Here is an 18,105-nt window from a genome sequence, read left to right on the forward strand (position 1 = left end):
GATGGTAGCCCTAAAATAAAGCACTCCAAAATAGATAGAGAAAAATACATTGATCTTTTTAATAATGAAATTGATATCAATGAAAAAGAAGGAATCTTTGGGTGTTATAATTATTTTAATACATGCACAGAAAACAAAGACAATGATGAACTTTTTGAATTTATGAAATTTATCTGTGAAACAAAAATATTTGTTTTAGTAACGCTTAATGCTAATGAAGATGAGCAAAAAATATTTGATTCTATAAATTCAACTGGCGAACCATTGAATGCAAGCGATATTATTAAAAATACTTTGTTTGATAAAGCTATAAAAATTAACAATGAAGAATGGGCATTGAATATTTATGAAGAATATTGGGAAAGCGTTTTTGAAAAAGATGATGAAATGAGAAAATTTTGGATTACCAAAATAGGTAAAGATGCTAGAACTAGGAGTGAGAACCTATTACATTCTCTTGCACTTATCAAAGGCTTTTTTGATTCTCAAAAAGATAAACTAAGCGAATTAAGCTTGATTTATAAGACACACATTTCTAGTTTAGATAACAAGGAAGATTTAGAAAATTTCTTAAGCGAAATAAAGGCATACGCAAATATTTATAGTGAATTTCCAAAAATCACCAAACAAACTTTTTATACATTTAATGATTTTAAATCTAGATTATTCCATATTCTCAATATTTCAGATATTATGGTTTTTATACCAGTAGTTTTGTATATATTCAAAACAAAGGATTTGCACGAACAAGAACAAATGTGTAAGGTTATTGAAACACTTGTTATGAGATTTTATATAACTCACAAAGCTACAAATGGTTTTAATAAACCATTGGGTGAGATACTAAAAAAAAGCAGTTAATACAGATAGTTTGATTGATTTTATAAACAATCATAATGCTTTTATTTTACCAAGTGATGATGAGATGCGCAACAAACTAAAAACCTTGTGGGATAATGGCGACAATAAAAGGGCAAATCTAATTTTATTTTGGATAGAGTTATTTAGGCGATCAAAAGAACAAAATACAAAAGATATTGTGGAATTAGCAGATGTTTATAGTCTGGAGCATTTAATGCCTCAATCTTGGGAGGAAAATTGGCGTCAATATGCAAATAATGATGATGAGGCATATGAACTCATTTATCAAATAGGTAATATGACAATTTTAAAAAGTGCGTTAAACTCATCACTCAAAAATAGAGATTGGGAAACAAAGCTCAATGGTGATGGAAAGCTAAAAAATTGCATCAAGAGAAGCGCTGATTTAATTGTCAATAAGGAATTATTAGACAAGAAAGTTTGGAATAAAGATGAAATTGAAAAACGCACAAAGATTCTAAGCGATAATTTTTTAGAAATTTGGAGTATTGAATAATTAAGAAAATAGTTTCATAATTAAATGCTAAAATCCACAAAAACTAAAAATGTTTTTGAAAATATCTTTAGTTTTTGAGTTTTTGGATATGGTCTTTTAGCTGTGTGAGAATCTGCGTATTGAGTGTTTTTAGAGTTTGCAATGTTTTTATGTGTTTCTCACTCACGGCTTTAAGTGCAGATTGTGTATCTCGTATAAGGGCTTTAGCAATGTTGTTGTGCAAAAAAAACCGATCTTGGTAGTATTCAAACCCTATCGCATTATTTAGCATATCACGAATATTTTCCATATTTGGTTCATAAAGCGGAAATGTGTCGCTGTCTTTTTGGTGATTGTGGATTCCTTGTTTGATTTTAGAATCTATTTCAAGACACACAAGTTTAATGGTATTTTTTAGTGTTTTTTCCAAAAGTTGCGCGAGAGTTTGTGTTTGACCCTGCAGAGAGATTTTTAGTGTGTCTATAGTAGCTTGAAAAGTTAGAGGAATTTCATGAAAATGCAAAAACCATTCTTGCAAATGCGATGGGAGACTTGAGACATAAGGCAAAAAGAGGGGCGTATGTCTTTGGTGCGTGTGCAAAGCGTGGTTTTCCCATTCTTGCAAGATTGTTGCAAACGAGGGGAGAGTATCAAGAAATTCTATACCAAAATGCTTTATTGCACCAAAGAGTGTATGCCATTGTGATGTAAATGGGTTATCTTGCCTTTGCAAGGTATTTAGCACCACATCTAGTGGCAACATATACACATCTTTTTGGTATTCTTGCGTTGTTTTTAGTCCTATAGCATTCTTTCGTGCTTTGCTAAAAGAAAGTTTAGTTCGCTCCAATGCACCAAAAAGTTGCTGTGTGAGCGTGAGCAAACGCGAATCTAGCACACTAAAAAGTTGTTGCGATTGTTTGATAAGATCTTGGTTAATTTCTAGTGTGCCATAAGATTCTAAGCTTGTTGTTAGGTTGTTAAGATGGATTTGTGGGATATGCAAACGCCGATAATATTTAAGCACTAACCCACGCAAGATATACAATGTTTTATGCGCTTTGTTTTGCATCTTTTGTGGCATAAGGTGCGTGTGAATAAATTCCAAAACTTCATTAAAGCCAGATTCTATATAAAGCGTTTCTTTCTCATCATTTGTGATTTGGGATTTTGCCTTGAGTGCATTTTTGGCAGAAATTGCGATGATATTTTCAAAAATTCCGCTAAATGCCTCTTGTGCATAGCGCAAACTCGTATGAAGTTCGGTAGCGTTTTTTAATCTATCTTTTTGTTTTAGCACACATAAACTTTTGGCACGATAGTGTCGGATATGTGTATTGAGAATTTCGCGTTCGCTATTTTTGCCAACATTATCAATGAGGCTTACCCAAATGATTCCATCGACTTCTTGGAGGATTGTGTTGGTTATGTCGGTATCTTCTTGATTTTGGGAGTTAAAACCCGGAGTGTCCAAAAATGTAACTTCTTGGAGAAGTGGCACAGGCGCATAGAGTTTGTAATGGCTAATTTGTGTATTTATCGTTGGCTGCACTTGTTCTAAAAACTCAAGTGGTGCAAAAGTATGCGTGCCATCTTTATAAAAAATCTCTAGGTGCAAATTTTCCCCATAGCTAATCTCACACACTTTGGAAGTAAGCGGTATGATTCCGCTAGGTAGGATTTCTTGTTCAAGCAATGCATTTAAAAAAGTGCTTTTACCGCTAGAGAATTGCCCTATTACCGCAATTTTTAGTGGTGCATCAAGCCGTGAAAGAAGTTTTTGAAAAAGCGCAGAATCTGCAGAATCTAGCATAAAATGTTGGCTAAGAATTGTGCGTGTAGCGATGATACTTTTGGCTAGAGGATTCTGGTAGGCAAGCGCGCTAAATTGGGTGATAAAATCTTGCAAAACACTCATTCTAGCTCCTTATAGGCTTGTATGATATGCTCTTTAAGTTGTATGATAGAATCTAGCTTGGATACAAGGGCATCTTTTGTTTCTTGATTATTGCTTTTTTCAAATTGTTCTAGGGCTTTTTGCAATACCTCATTTTTGTGCGTGATTTGGTGTTGAAAATCTCGCGTGATAGCCATACTAATGGTATCAAAAAATTCCAATAATGCTTCTTTTGTATGTGTGGATTTGGTAAAGATTAATTCACTAAATTGCTTAAAGGTATCCCTAAATAGTGAATCTAGCTTATTTGCAAGCGTACTTGATGACTTGAGCGCAAAAACCTCTTGGCTTAGTGTATGCACAAAATGTGCAATTTGTTCATCTTTGGCATAAAAACTAAAGCTTGGTGGCGTGTGCGAGAGATTGAGGTTTATACAAAATTCTTGCAATTTTGTATCCACTTCTTGAATAAGATGTGTGATTTTGGTGTTAAGTTTGTATTTGTATTCGCGTGTGATGTCTGTAAAAATATCCTTGAGTGCGATACTAAATAGTTCATTAAGATCGTCTTTGGTAACATTTCGATTTTGTTTTGTTGCATATGTGAGGTTTTGTGTAACACGCTCTTTTAGTCTGTCTTGAGAGGTTTGGAGCGACATTGTGATAAAGTCATTAAGAATCTTGAGTGTGGTTTGGAGTTCTTGTTTTTGGGTTGTAATAGTCTGGGCAATATGTGCAGATTTCTTTTCTAGTAGGGTATTTTGTTTTTGTTGTTGAGTGATAAAATCTTGTAGTTCCTCTTTGCTTGCATGTAAAATCTTAGATTCTAAAGAGAGATCTTGCGTGATGTCTTGTGCAATGTTGGCAAAAGATTTAAGACAAAGATAGGCTATATCACGCGCTTTGAGGCTATTTTCACCTAAAAGCATGGTATCTAGGTATTCTTCGATAGCCAAAATGCCTGTTTGCTCCAGAGGCATTGGCGCAATATTTTGTGTGCGTGCAATAAGGGCGTTATAACTAGAGATTGGTAAAAATGTAATGCGTGAAAGAATCGCGTGTGAATCAAGGCTTTGAGAAATTTTTACAATAGCATTTTGGAGACTTTGCTTGGTGTATTCTAAACTTTGGTGTAGCTCCTCTGGTGTGATGAGATCTGATCGCGTAAGCACCACAAGAAGTCGTGAAATATTGCGCTCTATGAGGGTTTCTAGTATAAAATCTACATCAACTTGTGTCGCGGCACAACTTGCGTTCATAAGGTGAATGAGCACATCACAATCTTTAATATAGTCTTTGGTAATTTCTTCACGCTTGGTAATTGGATCATCTAATCCGGGTGTATCGACTATATGCACACCACCTTGCAAAAACTTTAGGGGGGTAAAAAGCTCTACCTTTTTGATGAGGTTGCACATTTTACTTGCGTGATTGGCTGAAGTATAGGCGCTAAGCTCGTGAAGTTCAATGTGTTTTTGTAAGCCTTGCGGCGTGATATATTCTTGTAATGTGTCTGCAAAGGCTTCCTGTGTTTGTTGCACAAAACGCCTAAGTCCCTCATCGGTAGCCGAATCTAAGAGAATCTCTTCCCATTCTTTTTGATTCCAAAAATGCACCTTAGCATATTGTTTTGTATCGTATTGCAACACTGTGAGATTAGCGGTTTCTGGGATGGTAGAACTTCCCAAAATCTCCTCACCAAGCAATGCATTTAAAAAGGTGCTTTTTCCTGCACTAAGCACTCCTGTAACACCTATGGAAAATTTTTGCTCTTTTGCGTTATGCCATATTTTTTGGAGGGCTTGTATTTGAGAATCTTGGGTGCATAGGCTTTGGAGGGCTTGGTAAAATTCTTCTATACGCGCGTGTGTGTGGCAGAGATCTCTTTGGGTGGAGTGTGTATGTGTAGGCTCTTGTGAATCTTGTTTGTGTGATTGAATACTAAGTAAAAGATGATGAAAATATGCTTTGCTAATGACTTGTGCTTCACAGAGTGTGAGAAAATGTTTCATAAGTGTAGCATAGAGAGGCTGTGTAAGTTTGGGGGTGATAAGATTTTTTATTGTATTAAGATCATCGATGGTAGGCGTTTTGTCAAAAAATTGCGTAAAAAACTCCTGAATAACCTGTGTTTGGCTAAATTTTGGCAAAAGTGCTTCATCACACGCATATACAAGAGCAAGCATTTCATCATTTTCTAAAAGATATGTATCTAGCTGTTGTAGCTGCTCTTGTGTCATACCTATAATCCTTTTTTACTAGTATCCTCAAGATTTTCTAGGCGTTTGGCGATGACACTTAGCTGGTATTGTAAAAAATTTAGCACCATTGTAAGTTTTTGTGGATCTTGTTGTGGCATACTCAAACCCTCAAAAAGCACCAATAAGCGATCTTGCAAGAGTTTTAGAAATGTTTTTTCATCATTGAACGCTTGTTTGTTGTGAGATTCATTAATCACAGAAATCATAGAGGGTTTTAAGCGTGTTTTAGCGTTAGTATGCGTTGTTTGGGTTTGGTTTGTTGTATGATTTGTGGTTGTAGGCGGTGTGTTTGCGGTTACTTTGTCTTGGGTAAAAGGTCCCTGAAGCATTGTACTAAGGGTTTTTAGATCCATAGGTGCTGTATTGGGATCTGTAGATTCACTTGTTGTCGGATTTGTTGTTTGTATGTGTGAATCTTGTGTTGTGGCTTTGTGTGTCGGAGAATCTGCTGGTGTATCTAAGGTGTTATCACCCTCAAGCGTGTTAATTGTCTCTAGGATAATATCTTTTAGTTCCATTGGAGTAACCATTCTTGAAATTTTTTATTTTGTGTGGGATTTGAAAATTGTGCAAAAACCTCTAGCCATTGAGGATCAGCAAGTGTGTTTGTGGAGTTTGTGCTTAGGCGTATGACACCTAAACGCGCTTCTTGATTATCTGGCTGAAGCTCTAAGATATCTTGATAGATTTTGAGTGCATCTTCTTTTAAGCCTTGATTTTCATAAATCGTTGCTAGGGTAATGGTTTTTATGCTACTCATATCCGTCCTTAGTTAGAAAAGCTTGTGTGTTTCAAAGTGTGGATTATATCATTTTGTTATGGATTCTAATATGAAAATACAGCAAACTTTTTAAAATTTTGTTTTATTTTGGCGTGATGATATCTACGCCTTGTGGTGGTTCAAAGACAAAAAGAGAATCTGCAAGTTTTGGGTTTATTTTGTGGTGGCTAAACACAATGCGCGTGATTTGCTGGAGTGAATCTTCATAGCTAATCTCAAGTGGCGTTCCTTTGGAATCAAAGACTATCGCATATAGTGTATCATCGATTATGGTGGTGTATTTGCCTGTAGGCTTACCATTAGAATCCAGTTCCGGAGTGGCTTTGTCTAAAATTTCAAATATATCATTTTGTGTTGTAAGCTCACTGATATGCACCTGTTTTAGTGGTGGTTCATAGATACTAATTTGCCTTTCATTGACATATACTTCTTTTTGCATAGGGGGTTCATAAATCCACTTTGCTTTATTTGGTGCTTTGGCTTGTAGCATGCCAAAATAACTTGCTTCTGCACCATCTTGAGTGATGATGATTTGCTCAAAATCAGCTTCAAGGCTTTTGAGGTTTTTTTGAATCTGCGCACCAAAAAGTGGTGCAATAAGACACATGACAAAAACATACATTGTGCAATACTTTTTCATAATCGTCGTTCCTTTTTTGGTGATTACAATACAAAAGTTCCCGCATTATACAGAAATTAAAGCAAAACACAACCAAACTAAGATACAATGCTTGCCTAAAGCAAATATCAAGGATAAAGCAATGTTAAGTAAGCTTCTCATCGCAAATCGTGGCGAAATAGCTGTGCGAATTATTCGTGCTTGTAGGGATTTACACATACAAAGTGTGGCTATTTATTCTCGTGCTGATAGAGATTCTATGCATGTAAAAATGGCTGATGAATCTTATGAGATTAGTGATGATCCATTGCGCGGATATCTTGATGCGGATCTTATCGTGGAGGCAGCGCTCAAGATGGGTGCGGATGCGATCCACCCAGGTTATGGATTTTTGAGTGAAAATGCTGCATTTGCACGTAAGGTACAAGAAGCAAAGCTTATTTGGATTGGTCCAAATGCTGATGTGATCACCAAAATGGGTGATAAAAATCAAGCGCGATCCATCATGCAACAAAATGGCATTCCCATTGTGCCCGGTACAGAACCACTCAATCATCTTAGTATGGAAAAAATTGCAAAAATCGCACAAAAAATCGGTTATCCTGTGATTTTAAAGGCTAGTGCTGGTGGCGGTGGGCGAGGCATACGCGTTGTTACCCAAGAACAAGATTTAGAAGAAAACTTTAATGCATGTAAGCGTGAGGCTATGGCATTTTTTAAAAATGATGATGTGTTTATGGAAAAATACATTAGCAATCCACGCCACATAGAGTTTCAAATACTAGCCGATAATTATGGCAATGTTATTCATCTCATGGAGCGTGATTGTTCAATCCAAAGACGCCATCAAAAACTCATCGAAATTGCTCCTAGTCCTCTTATTAGCGAAGATTTGCGACGTAGAATGGGTGCTACTGCTGTAGCAGCTGCTAAGGCTGTGCATTATACAAATGCCGGCACCGTGGAGTTTTTGCTTGATGATCATAATAGATTCTATTTTATGGAGATGAATACGCGTATCCAAGTTGAGCATGGTATCACAGAGGAAATTACAGGACTAGATCTTATAGGGCGACAGATTCGGATCGCTAGCGGAGAGATTCTTGATCTTACACAAAATGATATTCATACACAGGGTTATGCGATTGAAGCACGTATCAATGCTGAAGATGTGAATAATGACTTTGTCCCAAATCCTGGTAAGGTTACGACATATTATCCCGCACTTGGTCCTTTTGTGCGTGTGGATAGTTGTATTTACAAGGATTATGTGATACCACCTTTTTATGATTCTATGGTGGCAAAACTTATCGTGCGTGCTTCAAGTTATGATCTTGCTGTGAATAAATTAGATAGAGCATTGCAAGAATTTACCATTAGAGGTGTAAAGACGACAATCCCATTTTTGCGCAATATCTGCAAGGATAAAGATTTTAGGCGCGGAGACTTTGATACATCATTTTTAGAAACCAAGATAGATTCGCTTATTTCTGAGGATAGCAAAAACACAGATGATATGGTAGTAGCCATAGCTGCAGCTATTGCAAGTAGGTGTGGAGAGTAGAATGCAAAATGTCTATCAAGATGTGAAATCTTTAGATAAGCGTATATGCGATCGTTTTGAACTTACGCCACAGATTCTAGTAGAAAATGCTGCCAATGCGCTTGCAACACTTATCAAGCAAAAGACGCATAGCAAAAGTGTTATAACTATTATCTGTGGGAGTGGGGATAATGGTGCCGATGGTTATGCGCTTGCACGAAAGCTCACTGGCAGTTATCGTGTGAGAATCTATCAAGTCCTAGAGCCTAAAAGTCCTTTGTGTGTGGAGATGTGCCAAAAAGCACGATTATTTGAAGATATACGATTTATCACTAAACTCGCACCTTGCGATGTTGTGGTGGATTGCCTTTTTGGTAGTGGATTTAGAGGTAAAATGAGTGAAGAGTTTGAACAAGTCCTAAAACTTGCTAACTCTATCGCACCACTACGAATTGCGTGTGACATACCAAGTGGACTTAGTTTGGATTCAGAAGAAAATACCACGATTTTTCGTGCTCATCACACGATGTGCATGGGTGCGATCAAATATGCGTTGTTACTTGATATTGCAAAAGATTTTGTGGGGGAGATTCATATCGCTGAACTTGGCGTTTCGCGTCAAAATTATGAGATTGCTTCGCCCATCAGGCTTTTAGAATCTCACGATCTCATATTGCCTACACGCACAAACCAAAATGCACACAAAGGAGATTTTGGGCATTTGTGTGTGTATGCTGGGAGTAAAAGTGGTGCAGCGATTCTTGCAGCACAAAGCGCTTTGCATTTTGGTGCTGGACTTGTGAGTGTGATAGGTGATAAACTCACATTGCCCTATGAGCTTATGGCAAGTAAAGCGATACCGCAAAATACTACTGCATTTGCGTTTGGCATGGGGCTAGGAGAGATCGCACCAAAAGTTTTGAGTGAAAATATCCAACGCATAGAGTCTTGCGTGATTGATGCTGATGCCTTGTATTGCTCGGAGCTTAAGGAACTTTTGGAATATAGAAGTTTGCTTGAAAACACACAAAGGCAAGTCGTGCTTACGCCACATCCTAAGGAATTTGCTGCACTTCTTGAGATTTGTGGGTTTGGTAGCGTTAGTTTACATGCTACCAATCGTTTGGAATATGTTTTACAATTTACCCAAAGATATCCTGAAGTTACGCTTTTACTCAAAGGTGCAAATACGCTCATTGGGTATAAGGAAAGGGTGTATATTAACCCACTTGGGAGCGTGGCTCTTGCTAAGGGTGGTAGTGGTGATGTACTTGCTGGTATGATAGGCGCACTTTTGGCACAAGGGTATAGCGGGATAGAATCAGCAATCCATGCTTCTCTCGCGCATGCATTAGCAAGTCATCTTGAAACTAGCACATATGCACTCACGCCCCAAAAGCTCATACAAAATCTTGCAAAATTAGAAAGGAAATATTATGAATGATGCTTTAATAATTGGGAATAAGGAATTTCACTCACGCCTTATCGTAGGAAGTGGAAAGTATAAGGATTTTCAGACTACTAGGGAAGCTACTTTGGCATCAGGTGCAGAGATGATTACCGTGGCAGTGCGACGCGTTAATATTCTCAATAAAGATGAGGAAAATTTATTAGATTATTTTAAGGATACTAATATAAGTTTTTTGCCAAATTCTGCAGGGTGTGTCAATGCCAAAGAAGCAATTACACTTTTTAGGCTCGTGCATGAGGCTTGTGGGATTGAGTTTATAAAGTTAGAAATCATCGGCGATACACAAAAAACACTTTATCCTGATGTGATAGAGACACTCAAAGCTTGTGAAATTCTCGCGAAAGAAGGGTTTGTGGTATTGGCTTATACCAATGATGATCCCATAGTGGCTAAGCAGCTAGAATCTGCTGGAGCAAGTGCAGTTATGCCACTTGCTGCACCTATTGGTAGCGGGCTTGGAATCCAAAATAGATATAATATCATATTTATCAAAGATACTCTTAAAGTGCCTGTGATTGTCGATGCAGGGATAGGTTGTGCTTCTGATGCAAGTGTTGCTATGGAATTGGGAGCTGATGGTGTGCTCACAAATACAGCTATAGCTACCGCCCAAAATCCTATTCTTATGGCAGAAGCGATGAGAGACGCTATAAAAGCCGGACGCAAAAGCTTTTTAGCCGGACGCATGGAGAAAAAGCTTTATGCAAGTGCTTCATCACCCACAAGCGGTATGCCAAAACTTTTCTAGGGGGTTTGTGGTTCTTATTATGTTTTTGTGTTGCGATGTAGGAGTATCTTGGCTGCTTCTACAAATTCACCTACGCCTTTGTCCCAAAGCATTCTGGCAATGAGCAAGAAACTCATATCTTTGGAATCTGAATGATCATTTTGTGTAGATTGATGGTAGTCATCGGGTGTAAAATATTGCGTATCTATACCTTCACTATCAAGCAGAAAGCTTTGAGTGTATGTAATAAGCTTAAAATCTAAGAATTGTGCTTTATCATCAGAATTGAGGAACCACACTTGTCTTGTGTTTTTGAGTGCAGTTTTATACATTTTACATACAAGCGTACGCAAGATTGTTCGTTTATATCCTCTATCGATAAATACATAGCCAAGTCCAGTAATTATCGCTATATTAGGAATATGGAGAATATTTGCCACCAAAGATCCATAGATTGCGGGTTTAATGGTGTAATTAAATACCATAGAAGGTTGAATAGTTTTAAAGATTTTATTAAGTTGTATAATAGTCTTAAAATCTTTAATTGGATTTAAGCCCTTAGAATCTATTGCAATATCATGTATATGAAAACCACATTCTTGAAGAGTTTTTGTGTATGAATCTAATGGTGCGATAATATGGATTTCATAGCCCACTTTGCGTAAAGATTCTAAAACATTAATCCTAAAATGAAACATTGCGAATGTCGTATTGGACACGAAAGCTAGTCGTGCATTTTTTGGTATATGAGAGAGCACATCATGATATGAAGTAATGATGCGTGCCATATTAAAACGATCGATTACATATTGTCTACCGGCTTTACCCATTTCAATAAGTTGTTTTGTAGAATATTCTTGCAAAACTTGCATAGCATATGCAAGTGCATTTGGATTTTTTGGTGGAATCAAAATTCCATTTCTCCCAATGAGAATCTCACCCTGTTGTGTAAATGGTGTCTGCACACATTCCCTGCAACCACTGACGTTAGTTGTGATGATGGTTTTGCTCATGCTCATTGCTTCAAGTAATACACGCGGCACACCCTCTTTATAAAAACTTGGTAATACAACACAAGAACAAGCTTCTATAAATTTTCGCACATCTTTAGATTCTCCAGCGTAAGTTATAAGTTCTTGCTTTTCCCAAGCTTTTAGTTGTTCGCTTGAAATCGCTGATCTATTGGCACAATCACTCGCACCCAGGAGTATAAAGTGTAGCATCACGCAATTCCAACTGCAAGATACAGATTGTTCGAGTTTGATATATTATACGATAGAAAATTAGGGTTATGATTTAGAGTTTTATTGTCCCAATGCTTAGGATATAGACAACAATACGCACATAGGTAAGTAAACGATTCCAAAACTTGAGTGAATAAATGCAAGATTGTAAGTATTGTGATTTTTGCCACATAGGATTTTGCGAATCTTGTGTGCCCCCCCCCCTCTATACATTCTATAGGAATCTCACTAAAACGAGATTCTAGGATTATAAGTGCATGCAAGTGACTAATCATTGTTTGAGCTATTGTTGTAGCATGTGGAGTATGAATTTTAAAACCTATTTCTTTTAAGATCTCAATAATATAATACATATTATAAATTCTTTTCGTGTGCGCATTAGGACTTTGAGTGATGGATGCAGCATTGAGACAATACACATATAGTCGGGAATTCACACTTAAATAACTTTTGGCAAGATTTGCAAGGACAAAAAACTTAAGCATGTCTTCTGCCATATTTAAAGGGGTTTGGTAATCTTGTAAATAAGGTAAAGCTTGTTTAGCGAGTGAAGTTTTATAGCACTTATCCCATATGGTAGATTTTGGAAAATGTTTACTTTTTAAGAAAAAATTATAGGCTATTTGAGAATCTTTGAGGGGTTTGGCACTCCATTGAGTAGGAAGAATGTAACGCATTTTATGCATAATATTGGCACTTAGTGAAGCATTCTTATCTCCTAGATATAGGGCTTTAAAATGGATAATATCTGGAGAATTCAAGAGATATGGAGCAAGGACTTCGCATGCATTAAGCACGAGATAATCATCAGCATCAAGCATTAAAGTATAATGTCCTTGGGCATATTTTATTCCCTCTAAGCGTGAAGCAAAGGTTCCAAGGTTATGTGGATTATGAATAATCGAGATTCTTGAATCTCTGTTGGCATATGTTTTAGCTATTTCTATACTTCTGTCATTACCACAATCATCGATAATAAGAATTTCAATGTCATCAAAAGTTTGGTTGATGCATGATTCTAAACAACGTGCAATGTATCGCTCTACATTGTATGTAGGAACGATAATAGAAAAAGTTGGGTTTTTTTGCATAGATTCTAGCTCCAAGGCAATTATATTCATAAGATATAAAGTATTATAGGCATTGTGGGCTTAGATTTTACTAAGAAGGTTTCTTTTGTGTATAGTTTGGTGTATTGTTTGCTAGGGGGTAAGCCCTAGCACTAGCTGCTTATGTGAGTATCGTAAGGTTAGACAATCTTATTACTTTGTCGCCAAATTTTCATTTTTTGGCCTTGGGCGATGAGCTCCTCTCGAAAATCTGGGTGTGCCACCGATATGATTGCTTCACATTTGTGCCAAGTTGATAGCCCTTTGAGATTGACTTTGCCATATTCCGTCACTAGATAATGCACATTTGCGCGTGTGGCAGTAACAATACTTCCAGATTCTAAGGTTGGTAAGATGCGTGATTTGAGCTCTCCATCTTTTGCGACAAATGTCGAGGTGCAGCAAATAAAGCTCTTGCCATTTTTGGCTAGATATGCACCTAGCACGAAATCAAGTTGTCCACCAGCCCCACTAATGTGCCTAGTGCCAGAAGATTCTGAATTTACTTGCCCAAATAAATCCACATCTACGGCATTATTGATAGAAACGAAATTATCTAATGCTGAAATAGTGCGTATGTCATTGGTGTAATCTACGGGTGCACTCATGCATTCGGGATTATCATCTAAGAAATCATAGAGTTTTTGGCTCCCCATAGCAAACGAGTATGTTTGTCTCCCTCTATCAATGGTTTTTTTACTGCCATTGATTTTACCCGCCAAGCTCATCTCAACAAACGCATCGGCATACATTTCAGTATGCACACCCAAATTTTTGAGATCAGACTTGGCGATATAAGATCCCACAATATTCGGCATACCACCAATGCCTAATTGTATGCAACTTCCATCACGAATCTCTTCTACAATGAGTTTTGCTATTATGTTATCCGCATCCGTCGTTTTGGCTGGCGGAAGCGCTATAGGCTGCGGATTTGAGCCCTCTACGATTATATCGACTTGAGAAATATGCACATCCGCACCCATTCCGCCCAGACATCGTGGTAAGTTTGTATTAACTTCGACGATAACAATATCTGCCATTTCTACGCAGGCTTGCATATGAGAGGCTGAAGGTCCAAAGTTAAAATACCCATGTTTGTCCATAGGTGCAACTTGCATAATTACGACATTTGGGTGTGGTGCATTATCACGATAGTAGCGTGGCAACTCCGAATAACGCATTGGCACATAAAATCCAAGTCCTTGATCGATGAGTTTGCGTCCTATACCGCTTGCATGCCAAGTATACCAAGAAACATGGGGTTTTGGATCCTCGACTTGAAAGACTTGTGGGACTTGCAAGAGTATCCCACCACGTAATTTTACATCTTGCAAATCTTTTATACGCTCACTTAGGGCATGATCACAAGCTATAGGAGTAGTGATCGCCCAACCATAATCCACCCAATCTCCGGATTTTATAACACTAACTGCTTGTTGTGCAGTTTTGAGTTTTTGTCGGTATATTTCTCGAAAATCCATATAACCTCCTCCTGTTTATGTTTGAAACCTATATCTTAGCTTTTGTTAAAGCGCAAAGAGATCGCTAAATTCATTGAATGGCATAGATTCTAATGTCGCTTGATTGGCACAAACTTCCTTAATTTTGGCACATTTTTTAGGGCTAAGTTTGCGTGCGATATTACGCTCAAATTTCGCCACAAGAACAGGAATCCCCTCATCTCTGCGTCGTTTGTGACCGATAGGATATTCTACTTCTATTTTTTGGCTTTGGCTACCATCTTTGTAGAAAATTTGCACAGCATTGGCGATAGAGCGCTTATCAGATTCAAGATATTCTTTTGTGTAGCGATCATCAACTTCTACGACCATTTTATCACGCAAGGCATCAATGCGTGGATCACTTGCCACACTATCTTCATAATCATTAGCAGTTAAGCGTCCAAAAATGAGTGGCACAGCTACCATATATTGGATACAATGATCTCTATCTGCTGGGTTTGCAAGAGGTCCTACTTTGTTAATGATTCTATGTCCAGATTCTTGTGTAGTAATGACAATTTTTTCTACAGAATCTAGTTTGTCTTTGACTTCATCATGAAGTTTTAGTGCGCATTCTACAGCAGTTTGTGCGTGGAATTCGGCTGGGAAACTGATTTTAAAGAGAACATTTTCCATCACATAGCTACCAAATTCTTGTGGAATAGTAAGTTTTTGTCCCCTCATTTTGACATCTTCAAATCCCCAGAATTTTGCACTTAATGCACTTGGATACCCCATTTCGCCACTTAGGGCTTTGAGTGCTAGATTCACGCCTCGGCTACTCGCATCTCCTGCTGCCCAACTTTTGCGACTTCCTGTATTTGGTGCGTGGCGATAAGTTCGCAATGCACCACCATCGATAAATGCGTGACTTACAGCATTTCTTATTTCCTCAAAATTTCCTCCAAGCATAGCACAAGCTACGGCAGTAGAAGCAATGCGCACGAGCAATACATGATCTAATCCCACTTTATTAAAACAATTATCAAGTGCCAAAACCCCTTGAATCTCATGAGCTTTGATCATTGCACTAAGTGCGTCTTTTACTGTGAGTGGTGCTTTGCCTTGAGCGATATTTTTGCGACTCATATAGTCGGCTACCGCCCAAATTGCACCTAAATTATCGCTTGGGTGTCCCCATTCTGCTGCAAGCCAAGTATCATTAAAATCTAACCATCTAACCATAGCACCCACATTAAATGCTGCTCTTTCTGGTTCTAGTTGATAGCTAGTGCCTGGAATCTTTGCTCCTAATGGGCGGAATTCTGCACCTTCAACTACTGGTCCCAAAAGCTTTGTGCAAGCTGGAAATTCTAATGCCAAAAGTCCGCACCCAATGGTATCCATAAGACAATAGCGTGCAGTTTCATACGCAAGTTTAGAATCTATTTTAAACTCTAGTGCGTATTTTGCAATTTTTGTTAATAATTCATCAAATTCTGGTCGTTTTGTATCTAAAATACCCATATCAGCACTCATCGTGTTCTCCTTAAGAAAGTAAAATATTATATTTGAGTTATCTTTGGGAGATAACTCACTTGTTTTGCACCAAATTTCAGCGATCCTCAATCTTTACATACGCTCTATTTTCTGGTCCTGTGTATTCAGAGCTAGGGCGTATGAGTTTGTTATCTGCGCGTTGCTCATATACATGCGCAAGCCAACCACTTGTGCGACTCATGATAAATATCGGTGTGAAGTATGAGGTTGGAATCCCCATGAAGTGGTAGGCGCTTGCGCTATAAAAGTCAAGATTTGGGAAAAGTTTTTTCTCATCCCACATAATCTTTTCTATCACTTCACTAATAGGATAGAGGAGTTTGGTATCACCTACATCATCACCAAGTTTTTTGCTCCATTCTTTGATAACAACATTTCTAGGATCGGCTTTGACATATACGCGATGTCCAAATCCCATAATTTTTGCTTTGTTAGCAAGTTTTTCATAGATTCCTTTTGTTGCTTCTTCCACGCTTTTAAACTCTTCTAAAAGCTCCATAGCAGCTTCATTTGCTCCGCCATGTAGTGGTCCTCGTAGAGCACCAATCGCTGCAGTGATAGCTGAATACACATCTGAAAGTGTCGCGCTTACTACACGCGCTGTAAAGGTAGAAGCATTAAATTCATGCTCCGCATAGAGAATAAGGCTGACATGCATAGCTTTTATCCAAAGCTCCTTTGGCTCTTTGTTGTGTAGTTTTTCTAAGAAATATCCCCCGATAGAATCTTGTTTAGATTCTGTGTTTAATTCTGTCCCACTTTTGTGCCAATGATGCCAAAAAAGCAAGATTGAAGGGAAAATTCCAAGTAAGCGAATCCCAATTTTTAGTTGATCAGGGAAACTCATCTTAGCCACACTCAGATTTTCTTGCTCCAAACATCCCAAAACAGAACAACCTGTTCTCATCACATCCATTGGGTGTGCATCTTTTGGTAAAAGCTTGAGGGCTTCACGCATTTCTTTTGGTAAAGTTCTTGCCTTGATAAGTTCTGCTTTAAAGTCTGCTAATTCTGCTTTTGTAGGTAATGTCCCCTTAAGAAGAAGATATGCTACCTCTTCAAACTCTGCATATTTTGCCAAGTCATAAATGTCATAACCGCGGTAATTTAGTCCGTGTCCTGTCCCAACGGTGCAAATTGCTGATTTTCCAGCGATAACTCCAGCAAGTCCGCCAACTTTTCCTTTTGCTACTTCTCCCATAATATCTCCTTTAGTTAAGATTATTTTTTAAATAAAGCATCAAGTTTTTGCTCATAAGCATGGTAGCCAAGCATTTCATAAAGTTCATCACGCGTTTGCATTTTTTCAATACTCGCTTTTTGTGATCCATTTTTGAGAATGTCATTAAAGACTTCTAGTGCGGCTTTGTTCATTGCTCTAGCTGCAGAGAGTGGATATAACACCATAGAGATTCCGACATTTTTAAGTTCATCAGTTGTGAAATATGGTGTTTTTCCAAATTCTGTGATGTTTGCCAACACAGGGACTTTGATAATATCTGTAAATTGTTTATACTCTTCAAGAGTATGGATTGCTTCAGCAAAGATCATATCTGCCCCTGCTTCCACATAGGCTAAAGCCCTCTCAATTGCAGCTTGTTGTCCTTCACTCGCGTGTGCATCGGTGCGTGCCATTACGACAAATTCAGAATCTATTTTGCCATCAATTGCTGCTTTTATCCTATCGCACATTTCATCTTTGCTCACAAGTTCTTTGTTTGGGCGATGTCCGCAACGCTTTTGGGCAACTTGATCTTCTATATGACAACCAGCCGCACCACTTCTTGTCAAATCTTTAATGGTTCTTACAATATTAAATGCACCACCCCAACCTGTATCTGCATCGACAAGCAATGGTAAATCGCTCACAGCAGTGATTCTTCTCACATCAATACAGACATCTTCTAATGAGCTAATGCCAAGATCAGGCACACCCAAACTCATAGCAGCCAACGCACCACCACTAAGATATAGGGCTTTAGCACCACTTTTTTGTGCTTGAATTGCCGAATATGCATTAATCACACCTAGAATCTGTAAGGGATGATTGTTTTTGACTGCTTCTCTAAATTTTTTTCCAGCACTCATGTA

The 18,105-nt window shown here is 37.9% G+C and carries 16 protein-coding genes; 5 read left to right on the top strand and 11 right to left on the bottom strand.

The features are described 5' to 3' along the window. A partial coding sequence (locus C6H22_RS04730) for a GmrSD restriction endonuclease domain-containing protein (protein ID WP_158654622.1) occupies positions 1-861 on the top strand: 861 nt, incomplete at its 5' end. Between the two features lie 10 nt (positions 862-871). Further along, entirely contained in the window at positions 872-1,378 is a 507-nt protein-coding gene (locus C6H22_RS04735) for an HNH endonuclease family protein (protein ID WP_104694189.1), read from the top strand. A gap of 67 nt (positions 1,379-1,445) precedes the next feature. On the opposite strand, the gene C6H22_RS04740 is transcribed toward C6H22_RS04735, so the two are convergent. From C6H22_RS04740 to lolA, 5 genes are all read right to left on the bottom strand, one after another. Further along, a complete protein-coding gene (locus tag C6H22_RS04740) occupies positions 1,446-3,275 on the bottom strand; it encodes a dynamin family protein (RefSeq protein WP_104694190.1) in 1,830 nt (609 codons plus the stop codon). Then, positions 3,272-5,494: a dynamin family protein gene (locus C6H22_RS04745; RefSeq protein WP_104694191.1), complete on the bottom strand. Its 2,223-nt coding sequence runs from the start codon at positions 5,492-5,494 to the stop codon at positions 3,272-3,274. The genes C6H22_RS04740 and C6H22_RS04745 overlap by 4 nt, the downstream gene beginning before the upstream one ends. 2 nt (positions 5,495-5,496) lie before the next feature. Then, positions 5,497-6,033, bottom strand: coding sequence for a CiaD-like domain-containing protein (locus C6H22_RS04750; RefSeq protein WP_104694192.1), 537 nt, complete (start codon positions 6,031-6,033; stop codon positions 5,497-5,499). Continuing rightward, on the bottom strand, positions 6,024-6,275 hold the full coding sequence (locus C6H22_RS04755; RefSeq protein WP_104694193.1) for a tetratricopeptide repeat protein: 252 nt from the start codon (positions 6,273-6,275) through the stop codon (positions 6,024-6,026). Before C6H22_RS04755 ends, C6H22_RS04750 begins: the two co-directional genes overlap by 10 nt. 103 nt (positions 6,276-6,378) lie before the next feature. After that, positions 6,379-6,936, bottom strand: coding sequence for a LolA-like outer membrane lipoprotein chaperone (lolA, locus tag C6H22_RS04760; RefSeq protein WP_104694194.1), 558 nt, complete (start codon positions 6,934-6,936; stop codon positions 6,379-6,381). Between the two features lie 121 nt (positions 6,937-7,057). On the opposite strand from lolA, the gene C6H22_RS04765 reads away from it, so the two are divergent. Genes C6H22_RS04765 through C6H22_RS04775 form a run of 3 tightly spaced genes read left to right on the top strand, consistent with a single transcriptional unit; the run spans position 7,058 to position 10,677 of the window. Beyond that, complete coding sequence (locus C6H22_RS04765; protein WP_104694195.1) at positions 7,058-8,479, top strand: acetyl-CoA carboxylase subunit A; 1,422 nt, start codon at positions 7,058-7,060, stop codon at positions 8,477-8,479. 1 nt (position 8,480) lies between these two features. After that, positions 8,481-9,902, top strand: a complete 1,422-nt coding sequence (locus C6H22_RS04770; protein ID WP_104694196.1) for an NAD(P)H-hydrate dehydratase — start codon at positions 8,481-8,483, stop codon at positions 9,900-9,902. Beyond that, positions 9,895-10,677 (top strand): thiazole synthase, encoded by a 783-nt coding sequence (locus tag C6H22_RS04775; protein WP_104694197.1) that lies wholly within the window; start codon positions 9,895-9,897, stop codon positions 10,675-10,677. The genes C6H22_RS04770 and C6H22_RS04775 overlap by 8 nt, the downstream gene beginning before the upstream one ends. Positions 10,678-10,694: 17 nt before the next feature. Here the strand turns inward: C6H22_RS04775 and C6H22_RS09095 are convergent, their stop codons facing one another. The 6 genes from C6H22_RS09095 to prpB form a co-directional block, all read right to left on the bottom strand. Further along, positions 10,695-11,879 (bottom strand): glycosyltransferase, encoded by a 1,185-nt coding sequence (locus tag C6H22_RS09095; RefSeq protein ID WP_104694198.1) that lies wholly within the window; start codon positions 11,877-11,879, stop codon positions 10,695-10,697. Beyond that, entirely contained in the window at positions 11,879-13,021 is a 1,143-nt protein-coding gene (locus tag C6H22_RS04785; RefSeq protein WP_233707045.1) for a glycosyltransferase family 2 protein, read from the bottom strand. The genes C6H22_RS09095 and C6H22_RS04785 overlap by 1 nt, the downstream gene beginning before the upstream one ends. A gap of 128 nt (positions 13,022-13,149) precedes the next feature. Continuing rightward, positions 13,150-14,493, bottom strand: coding sequence for a butyryl-CoA:acetate CoA-transferase (locus C6H22_RS04790; RefSeq protein WP_104694200.1), 1,344 nt, complete (start codon positions 14,491-14,493; stop codon positions 13,150-13,152). Positions 14,494-14,538: 45 nt separating this feature from the next. Further along, complete coding sequence (gene prpD / locus C6H22_RS04795; protein WP_104694201.1) at positions 14,539-15,993, bottom strand: 2-methylcitrate dehydratase; 1,455 nt, start codon at positions 15,991-15,993, stop codon at positions 14,539-14,541. 76 nt (positions 15,994-16,069) lie between these two features. Beyond that, the gene (gene prpC / locus C6H22_RS04800) at positions 16,070-17,215 is read right to left on the bottom strand and encodes a bifunctional 2-methylcitrate synthase/citrate synthase (protein WP_104694202.1); all 1,146 of its coding nucleotides are present in this window, start codon (positions 17,213-17,215) and stop codon (positions 16,070-16,072) included. 20 nt (positions 17,216-17,235) lie between these two features. Further along, the gene (prpB, locus tag C6H22_RS04805; protein ID WP_104694203.1) at positions 17,236-18,102 is read right to left on the bottom strand and encodes a methylisocitrate lyase; all 867 of its coding nucleotides are present in this window, start codon (positions 18,100-18,102) and stop codon (positions 17,236-17,238) included. Positions 18,103-18,105 lie beyond the last annotated feature (3 nt).

The organism is Helicobacter equorum (assembly GCF_900198655.1).
Classification (GTDB): Bacteria; Campylobacterota; Campylobacteria; order Campylobacterales; family Helicobacteraceae; genus Helicobacter_F; species Helicobacter_F equorum.

What these genes read in the sequence shown, in the direction of transcription:
- C6H22_RS04740 (WP_104694190.1), bottom strand. Translation starts at nt 3,275, where the DNA reads ATGAGTGTTTTGCAAGATTTTATCACCCAATTTAGCGCGCTTGCCTAC.
- C6H22_RS04745 (WP_104694191.1), bottom strand. Translation starts at nt 5,494, where the DNA reads ATGACACAAGAGCAGCTACAACAGCTAGATACATATCTTTTAGAAAAT.
- C6H22_RS04750 (WP_104694192.1), bottom strand. Translation starts at nt 6,033, where the DNA reads ATGGAACTAAAAGATATTATCCTAGAGACAATTAACACGCTTGAGGGT.
- C6H22_RS04755 (WP_104694193.1), bottom strand. Translation starts at nt 6,275, where the DNA reads ATGAGTAGCATAAAAACCATTACCCTAGCAACGATTTATGAAAATCAA.
- lolA (WP_104694194.1), bottom strand. Translation starts at nt 6,936, where the DNA reads ATGAAAAAGTATTGCACAATGTATGTTTTTGTCATGTGTCTTATTGCA.
- C6H22_RS04765 (WP_104694195.1), top strand. Translation starts at nt 7,058, where the DNA reads ATGTTAAGTAAGCTTCTCATCGCAAATCGTGGCGAAATAGCTGTGCGA.
- C6H22_RS04770 (WP_104694196.1), top strand. Translation starts at nt 8,481, where the DNA reads ATGCAAAATGTCTATCAAGATGTGAAATCTTTAGATAAGCGTATATGC.
- C6H22_RS04775 (WP_104694197.1), top strand. Translation starts at nt 9,895, where the DNA reads ATGAATGATGCTTTAATAATTGGGAATAAGGAATTTCACTCACGCCTT.
- C6H22_RS09095 (WP_104694198.1), bottom strand. Translation starts at nt 11,879, where the DNA reads ATGCTACACTTTATACTCCTGGGTGCGAGTGATTGTGCCAATAGATCA.
- C6H22_RS04785 (WP_233707045.1), bottom strand. Translation starts at nt 13,021, where the DNA reads ATGAATATAATTGCCTTGGAGCTAGAATCTATGCAAAAAAACCCAACT.
- C6H22_RS04790 (WP_104694200.1), bottom strand. Translation starts at nt 14,493, where the DNA reads ATGGATTTTCGAGAAATATACCGACAAAAACTCAAAACTGCACAACAA.
- prpD (WP_104694201.1), bottom strand. Translation starts at nt 15,993, where the DNA reads ATGAGTGCTGATATGGGTATTTTAGATACAAAACGACCAGAATTTGAT.
- prpC (WP_104694202.1), bottom strand. Translation starts at nt 17,215, where the DNA reads ATGGGAGAAGTAGCAAAAGGAAAAGTTGGCGGACTTGCTGGAGTTATC.
- prpB (WP_104694203.1), bottom strand. Translation starts at nt 18,102, where the DNA reads ATGAGTGCTGGAAAAAAATTTAGAGAAGCAGTCAAAAACAATCATCCC.